This is a genomic window from Aeromonas sp. S18(2024) (genome assembly GCF_041402525.1).
In the GTDB taxonomy this organism is placed as follows: Bacteria; Pseudomonadota; Gammaproteobacteria; order Enterobacterales; family Aeromonadaceae; genus Aeromonas; species Aeromonas enteropelogenes.
Genome location: NZ_JBGLQV010000003.1, coordinates 137009 through 150892, shown reverse-complemented (window position 1 = coordinate 150892; position 13884 = coordinate 137009). Strand labels below are relative to the sequence as shown.

Sequence of the window (13884 nt, the reverse complement as noted above, 5' to 3'; positions counted from 1 at the left end):
CGATGTCATTCATTTAACATCGGGCATTGATTAAATATTGTGACAGGTGTCTTTTAACACTCCGTTAAATATTCAGATGGTATCCTGAGCCATATTCCACTGAGCCAGTTGATTTATTAACAAACCGCTATCCCGGGCGCAATCAAGATGCTGATGCAAATAATCCATGGCGCCGCTCACCATCCCGGTCATCGGGAAGGAGAAGGCGACGATGGCCGGTTGCACCCCGACAAAGATCACCTCGGGCACAAAGGTCTTGAGCTCGTCGATCAGGAAATTGAGCGGCATATTGTGGGTCGAGAAGATAAACATCTCGGCGATGGTATCGGGGGGGATCACCTGCAGGGTCCCCGCCTTCTCGCCGATCTCGGCGGCATCCACCAGCACCACCCGCTCCGGTTGCAGCTCCCGCACCTTATGGACCACATTTTCCGGCGCGATGCCGCCGTCGATATGAGTCCAGCCGGGCAGGGGGGTGGCCTGCAGCTTGTCGGCGAGATAGGGGCCGGCACCGTCGTCCCCCATCATGGCATTGCCCACGGTCAACACGAGATTGCAGCCCATCAGCGGCTCCTTACCATCAGGTACATATGGGGGGCGTTAAAGAGGGCGGTGAGCTGATCCATAAAGGTATTGGTCCAGCCCAGCTCCTGCTCATCGAGCACGCCTTCGGCTTTGCGCAGTCGATCGAAGGCGCAGGCCAGCATATGGCAGTGCTCGCGATAGATGGTGATCTCGCCAAAGGTGAGAAACCCCTCCATCTTGCGGCGCGCCTCGCTCCCCTCTGGCAGCTTGGCTACCCAGTCGCGATAACCGGTCAGCGAGCAGACCAGGTCTGCTCGCAGGCAATCGACGATGCCGAGGTGGTGGCCGATGGCGAGGCTGTAGTAGATCACCTCCCTGGCTTCTTCCGGCACGTCGAACTGCTCGTCGACGAACTTGCGCGAGAGGCGATAGAAGGAAACCTGGTCAGCCATGCACCGCCTCTCCCTTGCCGGCCGCCCGGTTGAGGCAGGCGTTTGCGAGGTTGTTGACGATCTCCGCCAGGCGCGGATCGTCGTGCTGATCGAGGTAGCTCTGGATGCGCAGATCCACATCCTGCTGGGTTGCCCCTTCGAGCAGGGCCATGAATTCGTCGGCGATGATCCGTCCCTGCCGGTAACCTGCCATGCGGCGCGCTTCGCGCTCGATCATCACCCGGATTTCGTTGGGGATGCCGGTGTGACGCAGCTCGACCCGCTCACCCGGTTGCACCTCGTGGCTGGTGGCTTTGAGTTTCTGTTCCAGCAGGCCGAGCGCCACGGCAAAGCCGTAGATGGTGGCCGCCGGTGTGGGGGGGCAGCCCGGGATATAGACGTCCACCGGCACGATCTTGTCGGTGCCGCCCCAGACGCAGTAGAGGTCGTGGAAGATGCCACCGTCACAGCCACAGGCGCCGTAGGCGATGCAGATCTTGGGATCGGGCGCCGCCTCGTAGGCGCGCAGGGCTGGCACCCGCATCGCCCGGGTCACCGCGCCGGTAAAGAGCAGGATGTCGGCGTGGCGCGGGGAGGCGACCACCTTGATGCCGAAGCGCTCGGCATCGAACAGCGGGGTGATGGTGGCGAAGATCTCGATCTCGCAGGCGTTGCAGCCGCCGCAATCGACCCGGTAGACATAGGCCGAGCGGCGAATGTCCTTGAGCAGGGTCTTCTTGAGTTTGGTGATCTCGGGATCCTGTGCCAGCGGCACGGCGCGGGTATGGGCATGGCCGACAACCGGTTCTATGCCTTTGATCTTGCTCATCACATCAACTCCTTTTGTGCAGCTATCGGTGTGGCTATCGGTGTGATCAGGGCAGAGTCAGGCTGGCTCAGCATGCTCTGTTTTCGTTTGCAGTCGGGGCAATGGTGCAGCCTTTCCGGGGGCGCCAGCGGCGTGCCTGCCTGCTTTAGGGTGTCCTCCACCAGCGCCACCAGCTTGCTCGGGGCAAAGTAGGTGCCGCACAGGGTGCAGGGGGCCAGCGCGAAGCGGGCCTCCTCATAAAGGTCGGCCTTGTTGGTTACCGCCAGCTCGAACTCGGGTGAGAGGGCGATGGCGTGGGTCGGGCAGACCTCCTCGCAACGGCCGCAGAAGATGCAGCGGGCCATGGAGATCTCCCAGCGCCGTTCGCCGGTCTCCATGTCCACTTCCATCACCAGCGCGTTGGCCGGGCAGGCCTTGGTGCAGGCGGCGCAGGCGATGCACTGATCCGCCTGATATTTCGGTTTGCCGCGAAAATCCCGGTTCACATCAATAGGGGCGAAGGGGTACTTGGCGGTCGGGGTGCCAGCCTTGAGGATGGTCTTGAACAGCTTGATCATGATGACCCCTTATTTCAGCGGAGAGTTTTTGCGATCGATGCCGTAGCGCTCGATCTCCTTGTAGGAGACCACGGTGGATTTGCCCTTCCTGGGGTCGACCAGGGTGACCCGATCGGTACAGGAGTAGCAGGGATCCAGACTGCCGATGATGAGCGGCGCATCCGCCACGGTATTGCCGCGCAGCATGTAGCGCAGAGCAGGCCAGTTGGCGTAGGTGGCGGCGCGGCAGCGCCAGCGGAACAGCTTCTGGTTATCCCCCGTCATGCTCCAGTGGACGTTCTCGCCGCGCGGCGCTTCGGTAAAGCCCAGCGCAAACTTGCCCGGCTGGTAGGTGAACCCTTCGGTCAAAAGTGGCCCCTCCGGCAGGTGCTCAAGACCAAACTCAATCATGTCGAGGGAGTCGTAGAGCTCGTGGATGCGCACCAGCACCCGGGATTGCACATCGCAACCCGCCTTGGTCTGGATCTCCATCGGCAGCTCGCGGTAGCCGGCAAAGTCGTGGACCCGGCGCACGTCGCGCTTGAAGCCGCTCGCCCGCACCATGGGGCCGACGCAGCTGAAATCGCGGGCAATCTGCGGGTCGAGCTTGCCGATACCGATGAGGCGGGAGGAGATGTTGGCGGTATCCAGCAGCATGGCCACCAAGGGTTTGAGCTCATCACGGAGCTCCCGCACCAGCTGGGCACCCTTGATGCGATCTTCCTTGAAGATGTCGCGGCGCACCCCGCCAATCAGGTTGAGGCCATAGGTCTTGCGGGCGCCGGTCAGCAGCTCGGCCAGGGTCATGGATTTTTCCCGCACCCGGAAGAACTGCATGAAGCCGGTGTCGAAACCGGTGAAGTGGCTCGACAGACCGATGTTGAGGATATGGCTGTGCAGGCGCTCCACCTCCAGCAGCACGGCGCGGATCATCTTGGCCCGCTCGGGCACCACAATGCCCATGGCGTTCTCCACCGAGGTGGTGTAGGCGACACTGTGGGTAAAACCGCAGATGCCGCAGACCCGGTCGGTCAGAAACGCCACTTCGTTGTAGCCCATGCGGGTTTCCGCCAGCTTCTCCATGCCGCGATGGACATAGAAGAGGCGGTAGTCGGCATCGATGATGTCTTCGCCATCGACGAACAGACGAAAGTGCCCCGGTTCATCGGAGGTGATGTGCAGCGGGCCGACCGGCACGATGCGGTTGGCATCACTGCCGAGCTCGTTGACGAAGGGGTAGGTCTCGGTGTCGGTGGTGGGCATCGGGCGCTGGCGATAATCCATGGCATCCTTGCGCAGCGGGTGGATATCCTCCGGCCAGTCATCCGGCAGTACCAGACGGCGTTCGTCCGGCAGGCCGATGGCGCGCAGGCCGTACATGTCGCGGATCTCCCGCTCGCCCCACACCGCCGCCGGAATGGTCGGGGTGATGGAGGGGTACTCCTGGGTATCGGCATCTACCAGCACCTTGACGGTGATCCAGCACTTGGTGTCGCCCTCCATGGAGAAGACGTGGTAGACGGCGAAGTGGCCGTTGAGGCTGCGCTCGTCATTGGCAAAGGAGAGCGGAAGCCAGCCCCCCAGCTGATGGAAGATCAGGCTGGCGGTCTCGACCAGACTGGTGGGCTTGACGGTAATGGTGGCCTGATCGGCGGTTTGCCACTCCTCGTCGACGATGGCGTGGGGCAGTTGTGCTCGCACCTGCTGGATGTAGTCGCAGCCGATGCGATCCGAAATGGCGATGGTCATGCAGTTCTCACTTTAATGTTCGGGAATGAGCATTCACAAATGATGAAATCGGAAAAAGTTGCTGTGCTGGCGGGCATGGCTCAGATCCCGACCAGATAGGCGAGCAGCGCCAGCAGGGCCAGCCCCAAGCCGTAGCGGGTGAGCTTGTGGGTGCGCACGAACTGGGTGCGGGCCATGGCGTTTTCGATGATGCCAGCCAGCAAAAAGGCCACCAGCAGCTTGCAGGCGAGGATCAGCGCCGCGCCGATGAGCGCAGGCAGACTCCAGTTGGCCGCCTTGCCGAAGGGCAGGAAAATCACCAGAAAGAGCTGCACCACCACCAGTTGCTTGAGGCCCATGCTGAGCTTGAGCAGGGCCAGCCCCGCACCGGAGTACTCGGTGAGTGGCCCCTCCTGCAACTCCTGCTCGGCTTCGGTGCAGTCAAAGGGCAGCTTGCCCATCTCGACAAACACCGCGAAGGCGCAGGCAGCGCCAGCCAAGAGGGTGGCAACCGGCGCGGCCAGCGGCTGGGTCGCCACATAGCTGCTGATATTGCCCAGATCCGAGCTGCCCACCATCATCGCCATGATGAAGCAGGCGAGCACCAGAATGGGCTCCACCAGAATGCCGAGGGTCAGCTCGCGGCGGGCGCCGATCCCTGCAAACATGCTGCCGCTGTCCAGACCTGCCAAAGAGAAGAAGAAGCGGAAGATGGCGAACAGATAAATATCGGTGATGAGATCCCCGGCGATGGGAAAGGGGGACTCGTGAGTGAGGGTCGGCAGCGCCATCCCTACCAGCAAGAGAGCGGCGATCAGCAGCGCAGGCATCAGGTTGAAGATGATGCCGGCAGGCTCGGGGGTCACCTCTTGGCGACGCAGGAGCTTGGCGATATCCCGGTAATCCTGCAGCAGGCCCGGCCCCTGACGGGAGTGCATCTTGGCCCGCAGCACCCGGTTGAAACCGGTGGCGAGCGGCGCCAGCGCCAGCATGGCGATGGCTTGGGTCAGGGCGAGGGCAACCATGCCCCAGCTCGGCATTTCAAGAACAGGCATATCAGACTCCTACAGCCATCAGGATAAAGAGCGCCAGCACAATGGCGTGCAGCAGCCAGCCGGTGTTGCCGGGGGTATCGCTCACCCCGTGCAGGGCGCTGGCCAGATCGAGCTGCGGCTGCTTGCGATAGAGCGGCGCGCAGAGTTGGCGCAAGGTGTGAGTGACACCGCCAGAGGTGAGGCTCATGCGCTCCTCATAGGCGTAACCACAGGCCCACGGCGTGCCGGCGTGACGACGACCGAGCTTGGGCCCCTTGAAGATGGCCAGTACCAGCAGCGGAATGAGGAACAACCCCAGCAGGGTGATGGCGATAACGGGCGGGGAGAGGATCGCCTGGCTGCTATCCAGCGGCAGCAGGGTCGCTCCAGTGGCCACGTTCATCTGGTCGCTTACCAAGGCTTGGCCATAGCTGGCGATATGGGGGGCAATCCAGGGGGCGCCCAGACCCAGCACCAGACAGACCGCGGCCAGCAGCAGGGTGCCAGCCACCATGGCGCCCGGCACTTCGCGGGCGTGGCTCGCGTGTTCGCTGCGAGGTGCGCCGCAGAAGCAGATGCCATACACCTTGACGAAACACATCACCGCCATGGCGCCGGTTACCGCCAGCATCACTACCGCGAGCGGCGCGACGACAGAGGTGCCGAGTTTGGTCATGGAGAGCAGCGACTGGTAGATAAACCACTCGCTGACAAAGCCGTTCAGCGGCGGCAGCGCCGAGATGGCCATGGCACCGATGAGGAACGCCAGCGCAGTCCAGGGCATCAGCTTGGCCAGCCCCCCCATCTTGTCCATGTCGCGGGTGTGCAGGCGGAACATCACAGAGCCGGTGCCCATAAAGAGCAGGCTCTTGAAGATGGCGTGGTTGAGCAGGTGATAAAGCGCGCCGAGCAGCCCCAGCACCACCAGTGCCGGTTGCTGGTTGGCGATGCCGATCATGCCGATCCCCATCCCCATCAGGATGATGCCGATGTTCTCCACCGTGTGGTAGGCGAGCAGCCGCTTGAGGTCATGCTCGGCCAGCGCAAACAGCACCCCGAGCACTGCCGAGCAGGCACCGAAGATCAGCACCACATAGCCCCACCAGAGCTGGCTGGCGCCGAGAAAATCGATGCTGACCCGCAAGATGCCAAAGAGACCCAGCTTGACCATCACGCCGGACATCAGCGCCGAGATATGGGACGGCGCGACGGGCTCGGCCACCGGCAGCCAGCCGTGCAGCGGCACGAAACCGGCGCGCAGGCCAAAACCGCAGAAGCTGAGCAGGAACACCAGGGAGGCCAATCCGCCCGCCAGATGGTGCTCGCGCAGCGCGGCGAACTCCAGCGAGCCGCTTTCGCGGCAGAGCAGCCAGAAGGCGACCAGCACCAGCGCCATGCCGATATGGTTCATCACCAGATAGAGACGGCTCTGTTTGGCAGCATCCGGATTGGTCTTGACCAGCCAGTAGGTGGTGAGGGTCACCAGCTCGTAGCAGAGCAAGAAACCGAGCGCGTTGTCGGCCAGCACCATGCCCACCATGGCGAACAGGAAGAGGTTCATCAGCGCGCCGATGGCCACATCCCCCTTGCCCTGATACTCGCGAATATAGGCAAAGGAGTAGAGGGCGACTGCGATGCCGACTGTACTGATCACCAGCAGCATCAGCGCGGCAAGCATGTCGAGATGAACCGAGCCCAGCAGCCAGAGCTGGCCGTCGACGGGGGCGCCTTGAGCAAAGATCTGGATGGCGGCGACCAGGCCCGCGAGCGAGCCCAGCAGGGCAAGGCCACTGTTGAGGCGGTTAGCCAGTGCGGGCAGCTTTTGCAGGAGCAAACCGACGGCGGCGCCCAGCAAAAAGAGCAGGAGCGTGGCCATAACAAGGGGGGACAACATCAGCACGCTCCCTCTGTGGTGGATAAATCGGATGCAGGGATCGCCGTGGCGGGCGCCGAGAAGGCAGAGGCCCCTTGCGGGTTGGTGTCGGCCGCTTGTTGGCGACGGATAAGTGCGGCGCGTTCGGTGTCGCCGTCATTGACCAGCTTCAGCGCCTGGGAGGGGCAGGCACCGACACAGGCCGGGCCGTCGGTGCGAAATTCACAGAGGTCGCACTTGACGGCGATGCTGCGCACGCCCGGCTCCCAGCTCAGCAGATCCTCGCCAAAGCAGCGCAGGCCGGCGGAGGTGGAGGGGTTGCTGGAGCGGATGGAGCAGGGGATATAGGTGTCGTAACTGGTGGCCACGGCCACCGGACGGCTACCGCCGCTCTGGATGGCGCCAAAGGGGCAGGCCACGGCGCAAAGGTTGCAGCCGATGCAGAGCGACTCGTTGAGTTGCACGCAATCGCCGGTCTGGCGAATTGCCTCGACCGGACACACCTTGCTGCAGGGGGCATCGTCACAGTGACGGCACTGAACCGGCATGGTCGCCTGTTCGTGTCGCATAACGGTTAAACGGGGGGCTTGTTGCAAACCTTGCGCCTTGTGTACCTCGCTGCAGGCCGCCATACAGGTGCCACAGCCGATACAAAGCTTGGGGTCAGCGATAACGAAGCGGTTCATAGCCTACCTTGTCGTGTCGCGAAGGAATGGAGTAGGCGCTGGGTGGCAAAATGCGGGCCAATATGGATTTGGCGTGAATTATCACTATAAGCTTATGTTTTTAAATAAATTTATTTTTAGGTGAGAGCGCAGCAAGAAGGCTGGTAGATGTCGAACTGTGACGTTCGTCACTTGTGACGAAGGGAAAAAGCAGTGATCGACACAGGGAGTCTCAATAGGAAGGGGTCAGCACGTGGGACTGATTGCGAAATGGGAGATAAGGGTAGGGTGCAATGAACGAAGTGAATTGCACCACTTATCAAAAGAGCTTAAAGCGGTGCAATGCGCTGCGCTTATTGCACCCTACGGCTACGGCACTAAGGTCGCTCATGTTTACAGGCTAAAAATTAGCTCGCACTAGGTTTTTTATTAACTAATCTAATTGCATATGATAACTCGACACCTCTCTCATCAATTAAATATTTGTGTGTTTTTGCTAATTCGTATTTAATCATAAATGGAAGGTTGTTAATGTTGTAATTTGTATTAAAGGTAAGAATACATAGTACGACAGAGTAGCTTGAAGCATGAAGGTCTTGGCGTTTTTCAGGTATTAAAGATAGAAATAATGATTTATTTTTATTTTCATTCTCTAGGTTATGATTGGTTTTGATAAAATTTCGCATAGATAACCGCGTTTCATAGTCTTTAATAAAGGCATCAGTGTAAAATCTGGCCTGAAGAAAGAGATGACTTAGTGAGTTTGTTCCATTTTTTAATACTTTCACATGGATAAACTCTTTTTTTGAGTGAAATAGGTCACATATTTCATATTGTTTGTTACCAGCTATTTTTATTTTCGCTTTATCAAATAAATAAATATCTTTATCATTAGCAGCAACGTATGAATTATAAACATCTTCTCTATATCTATTTTTTGTTACCCCATTTTCTTCCACTTGGCAATAAATGGATATATTACTTGGTAAGTAATTATCATTTTTTTCACTTATTTTTTCAGAAATGTATTTTTCAATGTTTATTTTGAAGTCAGAGTTGACACTGCGCCAAGTTCCAGCGCTTAAAATAAAAGTTATACCATTGGATTCAATTTCAAAATTCAAGCAGTCATATGCTCTTGTGCTTGATATATTATCAGTGGCTGTTACTGAATATATTCGCCAACCTTTTATTGTATTGATAGAGGACTTTATATTGAAGGGTGCATGTGAATCCAATAAGTCATGTGTATTTAATGTCTCAAATCTTATTGTGTCTGGGATACTATCAGGGTCCTCATATGTGTAATGTTCAATGTCGTCTGGTTCTATGCTATTAGGAGATAAGTGAATGTTTGAAAGTTGTTTTTCTTTTAAACACTGAAACAATATTGAGTCAAGTTGCTCAATTTTATCTGTATCGCTAACATAATCTAATCTACCGTATGTAGGAAATTTTTCCTTGTATAAATCAGAATAATAGGCGCTATCTAGGCTCAATAGAATTTCAATTAAATCATCTTTACTTACTAACACGCTATTTTTGAGGCTAATTGTGATTGAATTTTTACCGGAAAATGATTTTATATATGGGTAGTTATCATAAGTTAGTCCTGATATTGCGCGGAAAAATTCTTTTTCATCATTGATATCAAATATATCTAAACTGGCCCCTTTGCTTGCTTGGCGATCCGTCATGGTTGATATTGTTGAGTGTGTTGTTGTATTCACTTTTCTCAAATTGTTTTGATCACAGATATTCATTGCGACTTTGATTCCAAAGTCACTAACTAGATAGTCAAGATTTATAAACCTTGATGTATGCATTCCAAAAGTAAGTAAAAAGAATTTAGTCTTGATGGTACTGCTTGATATTTTTATACCTAATACTGCAGAGGGCGTTTTATTTGTGGTGGAAAATTTAAAATCGAAGGCTTCATCTAAACCATTAACCATTGTCATCCACGGATAGTCTGCATCAGTTTTATTAATGCCACCAACCTCGCTATATTTTATTATGAATTCAATATCAATACTTTTGTATTTGTATTTAAATTTTGGTAATGATTCTGTTGTCACATCGAAAATAAATGAAAAACTTTTAACCGAGTCCTTGGCTTTATATATTGTCATTTTTTCTAATTTCTTATTACTCAAAATAAACGCTCCATTGTTAAGTTAATTTATAATTATTTTTTAGATAAAACATTCAAGTTGGCAATCAACATAGAAAATTTTTTAAAAATCTAAAACTTGCTGGAAAGAATCAATATTTGTTAGTGAACAAGGTAAATCAGCCATCTAGTGACGAACTCCTAGTTTGTAACTGACGATGCTCTACTTTTCATATTCATGACGCACCACCAATTAATATGATTGTCAAGTGAGTCATAGTAACTGGTCGGATAAAAAACAGAAGTCGGTGGTGTCAAAAACTAGCTCCAGATCAACAAACCCATCAGTAAAGAAGTTCTGTCTCGCATTCTTGTTCATTCTGGTCTACGTAGTTTTTCCTCCCGATTATCGAACTAAGTATGTAGACACCCAGTGTCGACCTCGTCACTTTTGTCATGTCGAGCAGGGAGCTGGCCCCTTCGTCACCCTCGTCAGTTACGGCAAATGCCATGTTTATCATCCAGATTACCTCTTTATTTTCATAGGTTTGTGATTTTATGGTGGGCCATCCGTCCGTGTTGGTCTGATAAATGCTTTGTGGGGGCAGACCGCGTTGTCGCCTGCCTGGTGGGTGAGGGCGGTCGGGTGTAACGAACCATTTAGGATCCCTCTCTATGAACAGCTTCGTGATTGCCGATCCCGGTCTCTGTATTGGGTGTCGTACCTGTGAGGTGGCGTGCGCCGTTTCACACCAGTCAGGGTCTTGCAGCGGGACCCTTGCGCGGGAGGGCGGCCTGCATCTTGCCATCGAGGATGGACATCTGGTCTCCAAAGACAGCCATTTTCAGCCGCGCCTGAAGGTGATCGTGGGCAGCAAGGTGACCACGCCGGTGCTCTGCCGTCAGTGTGAAGACAAGCCCTGTGCCATGGCCTGCCCGAACAACGCCATCGTCAGCGAGGATGGCTGCGTCAAGGTGCTGCAGGCGCGCTGCATCGGCTGCAAGTCCTGCGTGGTGGCCTGTCCTTACGGCGCCATGGCGGTGGTGGTGAAAGAGGTGACCCCCACGGCCGATTCGCTCTTCAAGCGGCCGCAGACCAAGGCGCAGGCGCTCAAGTGCGATCTCTGCCAGCACCGCGAGGCGGGCCCGGCCTGTGTCGAGGTGTGCCCGACCCAGGCGCTGCGACTGGTCACCCCGGAGAGCCTTGAGACCCTGAACCGGCAAAAGCAGCTGGCCAGTGCCGAGGCGCTGCTGGCAGGCCATGTCCCGGCGCAGGTCTGAGCGGGCTTTACCGAACATTTTTCGTTAATAAAAGAGTGTGAGTCATGAAAAAAGTCATTACCGTGTGCCCCTATTGCGGCACCGGTTGCAAGATCAACCTGCTGGTTGAAAACGACAAGGTGGTGGGGGCTGAAGGCGCCAACGGCCGGACCAACGAGGGGCAGCTCTGCCTCAAGGGCTATTACGGTTGGGATTTCTTGAACGACACCAACCTGCTGACCCCCCGTCTCAAGAGCCCGATGATCCGCCGCGAGCGTGGTGGCAAGCTCGAAGCCGTCTCCTGGGACGAAGCCATCGAGTTTGCCAGCAGCCGCCTCTCTGCCATCAAGGCGAAATATGGCCCGGACGCCATCATGACCACCGGCTCTGCCCGTGGCCCCGGCAATGAAGCCAACTATGTGATGCAGAAATTTGCCCGCGCCGTGCTTGGAACGAACAACGTCGACCACTGCGCGAGGGTGTGACACGCACCCTCAGTCTCCGGTCTGGAGACAACTGTAGGCAACGGCGCCATGAGCAACGCCATTCCCGAAATTCAAGAGACCCAATGCCTGCTGGTGTTTGGGTACAACGCTGCTGACTCTCACCCCATCGTTGCCCGCCATATCCTCAAGGCGAAGGCAAACGGGGCCAAGGTGATTGTGTGTGATCCGCGCATGGTGGAGACCGCCCGCATCGCCGATCAGTGGCTGCCGCTCAAAAACGGTTCCAATATGGCGCTGGTCAACGCCTTCGCCAACGTGTTGATTAACGAAGGGCTTTACAACAAGGAGTTCGTCGCCAACTACACCGAAGGGTTCGACACCTTCAAGGCCACGGTGGCCAAGTACACCCCGGAATACGTGGAGGGGATCACCGGCCTGAAAGCCGCGGATATCCGCGCCGCCATTCGCACCTATGCCGCATCGCCTGCTTCCATGATCCTGTGGGGCATGGGGGTGACTCAATACGGTCAGGCGGTGGACGTGGTCAAGGGGCTGGCGGGTATTGCGCTGCTGACCGGCAACTTCGGTCGCCGTGGCACCGGCTGTGGGCCGGTACGCGGTCAGAACAACGTGCAGGGCACCTGCGACATGGGGATGCTGCCGCACCAGTTCCCGGGTTATCAGTCGGTGAGTGACCCCGAGATCAGCGCCAAGTTTGCCAGGGCGTGGGGCGTGGAGTCGCTCTCCCAAAAGCCCGGCTATCGCCTGACGGAGCTGGGCCACAAGGTGGAGGAGGGCAAGTGCAAGGCCTTCTACATCTTCGGGGAAGATCCGGCCCAGACCGAGGCAGACCTCGGTCAGTTCCGCCGTACCCTGGCGGGGATGGAGCTGGTGATCGTGCAGGATATCTTTATGACCCAGACGGCCGAGATGGCCGATGTCATTTTGCCCGCCACCAGCTGGGGCGAGCACGAGGGGGTCTACAGCTCGGCGGATCGCGGCTTCCAGCGTTTCTACAAGGCGGTGACGCCCCTTGAGAACGTCAAACCCGACTGGGCCATCTTCTCGCTGATGGCCACCGCCATGGGTTATCCCATGGAGTACCACAACACCGAAGAGATCTGGGACGAGCTGCGCGCGCTCTGCCCGCTTTACGCCGGGGTCAGCTATGACAAGATGGCGGATCTCAAGTGCGTGCAGTGGCCCTGCCCAACCGAGGATCACCCGGGCACCAGTACCCTGTTCGAGGGCAATGTGTTCAGCACCCCGAGCGGCAAGGGTCAGCTGATTGCCGCCGAGTGGCGCGCGCCGCTGGAGCAGCCCTGCGCCGAGTATCCGCTGGTGCTCTCCACCGTGCGCGAAGTTGGCCACTACTCCTGCCGCTCCATGACCGGCAACTGCTCGGCGCTGCAGACCCTGGCCGATGAGCCCGGTTATGTGCAGATCCACCCGAGCGATGCCCAAAAACTCGGGGTGAAGGATCAGGCGCTGGTCTGGATCTCGTCGCGGCGCGGCAAGGTCATTACCCGGGCCAACTACAACGAGCGGGTCAACGCCGGGGTGGTCTACATGACCTACCAGTGGTGGATCGGGGCCTGCAACGAGCTCACCATCGAGCACGTGGACCCCGTCTCCTACACGCCGGAGTACAAGTACTGCGCGGTGAAAATTGAGCGCATCGCGGATCAGGCCGAGGCGGAAGTCTACGTCCAGACCGAGTACAGCGCGCTCAAGGCAAAATTGCGCAGCGCCGCCAAAGGGTAATTGGCAACCACTCTCTTCGGGGAGATAAAAAATAAGGGACCGACTCATCTTGTGAGTCGGTCACCCTTGTCTTGGTTAAATTTCAATATGGGTGAGATCATGCAACATGATATCAACCGGTTATTCGGTATCTTTTATATTTGCGGCTATTTCGTCGCAATATTGCTGGGTATTGGCTGTTATATCTGGCAAGACGAGATGATATTTCTGTTGGGCTTTGGTTTTTTCGGCTGTTTCATGGCGGCGCGGCTGGCCATGCGCGGGGTATTTTCCGCGCTGAGTACCACTATCGCCTGGCTGATCGCCTTCGTCTCGACCACCTTGATCAACACCATGCTGCTGGGGCTGATCACTTTACTGGTCTACCTTACGCACCGGACGGTGGCGCAGGAGCTGGCCGACAACGCCAGCTGGCTGCTGATGGCCTTTCAGGGCTGTTCGGCGCTCTTCATCCTGGGTGGACTGAAAAGCGGACATCTGCAGTGGCAGCAGGGCCAGGGTGATCAGTGCCAGTGAGCCAGATTGCTCAGCGTCAAATAATTCGGGCGGCACTCTTGAATTAATTATCAGTTATTTAATCGCGGGCTTGATTAAATGTGGACAAATGCGCGAGAAAATATTCAGCCTGATTTGTAATGAACCCGCTGCTTCATTATGATGGCACGCCAGCTTTGAATATA

At 56.6% G+C, this 13884-nt stretch carries 12 protein-coding genes; 3 read left to right on the top strand and 9 right to left on the bottom strand.

Going from position 1 to position 13884, the window contains the following annotated elements; translation table 11 throughout:
- Positions 1–72: 72 nt before the first annotated feature.
- The 9 genes from hycI to ACB034_RS06870 all read right to left on the bottom strand — a co-directional run bounded on the left by hycI (position 73) and on the right by ACB034_RS06870 (position 9777).
- Entirely contained in the window at positions 73–564 is a 492-nt protein-coding gene (gene hycI, locus ACB034_RS06910) for a hydrogenase maturation peptidase HycI (protein ID WP_371172445.1), read from the bottom strand.
- A complete protein-coding gene (locus tag ACB034_RS06905) occupies positions 564–977 on the bottom strand; it encodes a formate hydrogenlyase maturation HycH family protein (protein WP_329268564.1) in 414 nt (137 codons plus the stop codon). Before ACB034_RS06905 ends, hycI begins: the two co-directional genes overlap by 1 nt.
- Positions 970–1785 carry an NADH-quinone oxidoreductase subunit B family protein gene (locus ACB034_RS06900; RefSeq protein ID WP_005301886.1) on the bottom strand — a complete coding sequence of 272 codons (816 nt, stop codon included), beginning with the start codon at positions 1783–1785 and terminating at the stop codon, positions 970–972. The genes ACB034_RS06905 and ACB034_RS06900 overlap by 8 nt, the downstream gene beginning before the upstream one ends.
- Entirely contained in the window at positions 1785–2342 is a 558-nt protein-coding gene (locus ACB034_RS06895) for a formate hydrogenlyase complex iron-sulfur subunit (protein WP_371172444.1), read from the bottom strand. The genes ACB034_RS06900 and ACB034_RS06895 overlap by 1 nt, the downstream gene beginning before the upstream one ends.
- Positions 2343–2351: 9 nt before the next feature.
- Entirely contained in the window at positions 2352–4070 is a 1719-nt protein-coding gene (locus ACB034_RS06890) for an NADH-quinone oxidoreductase subunit C (protein WP_226031825.1), read from the bottom strand.
- 80 nt (positions 4071–4150) lie between these two features.
- Complete coding sequence (locus tag ACB034_RS06885) at positions 4151–5104, bottom strand: respiratory chain complex I subunit 1 family protein (protein WP_371172443.1); 954 nt, start codon at positions 5102–5104, stop codon at positions 4151–4153.
- Between the two features lies 1 nt (position 5105).
- A complete protein-coding gene (gene hyfB / locus ACB034_RS06880; RefSeq protein WP_371172442.1) occupies positions 5106–6977 on the bottom strand; it encodes a hydrogenase 4 subunit B in 1872 nt (623 codons plus the stop codon).
- Complete coding sequence (locus ACB034_RS06875) at positions 6977–7642, bottom strand: 4Fe-4S dicluster domain-containing protein (protein WP_371172441.1); 666 nt, start codon at positions 7640–7642, stop codon at positions 6977–6979. The genes hyfB and ACB034_RS06875 overlap by 1 nt, the downstream gene beginning before the upstream one ends.
- A gap of 386 nt (positions 7643–8028) precedes the next feature.
- Entirely contained in the window at positions 8029–9777 is a 1749-nt protein-coding gene (locus ACB034_RS06870; protein ID WP_371172440.1) for a DUF6119 family protein, read from the bottom strand.
- A gap of 632 nt (positions 9778–10409) precedes the next feature.
- On the opposite strand from ACB034_RS06870, the gene ACB034_RS06865 reads away from it, so the two are divergent.
- The 3 genes from ACB034_RS06865 to ACB034_RS06855 all read left to right on the top strand — a co-directional run bounded on the left by ACB034_RS06865 (position 10410) and on the right by ACB034_RS06855 (position 13720).
- Complete coding sequence (locus ACB034_RS06865; RefSeq protein WP_371172439.1) at positions 10410–11015, top strand: 4Fe-4S binding protein; 606 nt, start codon at positions 10410–10412, stop codon at positions 11013–11015.
- Between the two features lie 44 nt (positions 11016–11059).
- The gene (fdhF, locus tag ACB034_RS06860; protein WP_371172438.1) at positions 11060–13204 is read left to right on the top strand and encodes a formate dehydrogenase subunit alpha; all 2145 of its coding nucleotides are present in this window, start codon (positions 11060–11062) and stop codon (positions 13202–13204) included.
- Between the two features lie 99 nt (positions 13205–13303).
- The gene (locus ACB034_RS06855) at positions 13304–13720 is read left to right on the top strand and encodes a hypothetical protein (protein WP_026458725.1); all 417 of its coding nucleotides are present in this window, start codon (positions 13304–13306) and stop codon (positions 13718–13720) included.
- The last annotated feature ends 164 nt before the right edge of the window (positions 13721–13884 follow it).

Excerpts from the sequence above, each read along its gene's own strand:
- ACB034_RS06900 (WP_005301886.1), bottom strand. The coding sequence starts at position 1,785 with ATGAGCAAGATCAAAGGCATAGAACCGGTTGTCGGCCATGCCCATACC.
- ACB034_RS06885 (WP_371172443.1), bottom strand. The coding sequence starts at position 5,104 with ATGCCTGTTCTTGAAATGCCGAGCTGGGGCATGGTTGCCCTCGCCCTG.
- ACB034_RS06905 (WP_329268564.1), bottom strand. The coding sequence starts at position 977 with ATGGCTGACCAGGTTTCCTTCTATCGCCTCTCGCGCAAGTTCGTCGAC.
- ACB034_RS06855 (WP_026458725.1), top strand. The coding sequence starts at position 13,304 with ATGCAACATGATATCAACCGGTTATTCGGTATCTTTTATATTTGCGGC.
- ACB034_RS06890 (WP_226031825.1), bottom strand. The coding sequence starts at position 4,070 with ATGACCATCGCCATTTCGGATCGCATCGGCTGCGACTACATCCAGCAG.
- ACB034_RS06875 (WP_371172441.1), bottom strand. The coding sequence starts at position 7,642 with ATGAACCGCTTCGTTATCGCTGACCCCAAGCTTTGTATCGGCTGTGGC.
- ACB034_RS06895 (WP_371172444.1), bottom strand. The coding sequence starts at position 2,342 with ATGATCAAGCTGTTCAAGACCATCCTCAAGGCTGGCACCCCGACCGCC.
- hyfB (WP_371172442.1), bottom strand. The coding sequence starts at position 6,977 with ATGTTGTCCCCCCTTGTTATGGCCACGCTCCTGCTCTTTTTGCTGGGC.
- ACB034_RS06865 (WP_371172439.1), top strand. The coding sequence starts at position 10,410 with ATGAACAGCTTCGTGATTGCCGATCCCGGTCTCTGTATTGGGTGTCGT.
- hycI (WP_371172445.1), bottom strand. The coding sequence starts at position 564 with ATGGGCTGCAATCTCGTGTTGACCGTGGGCAATGCCATGATGGGGGAC.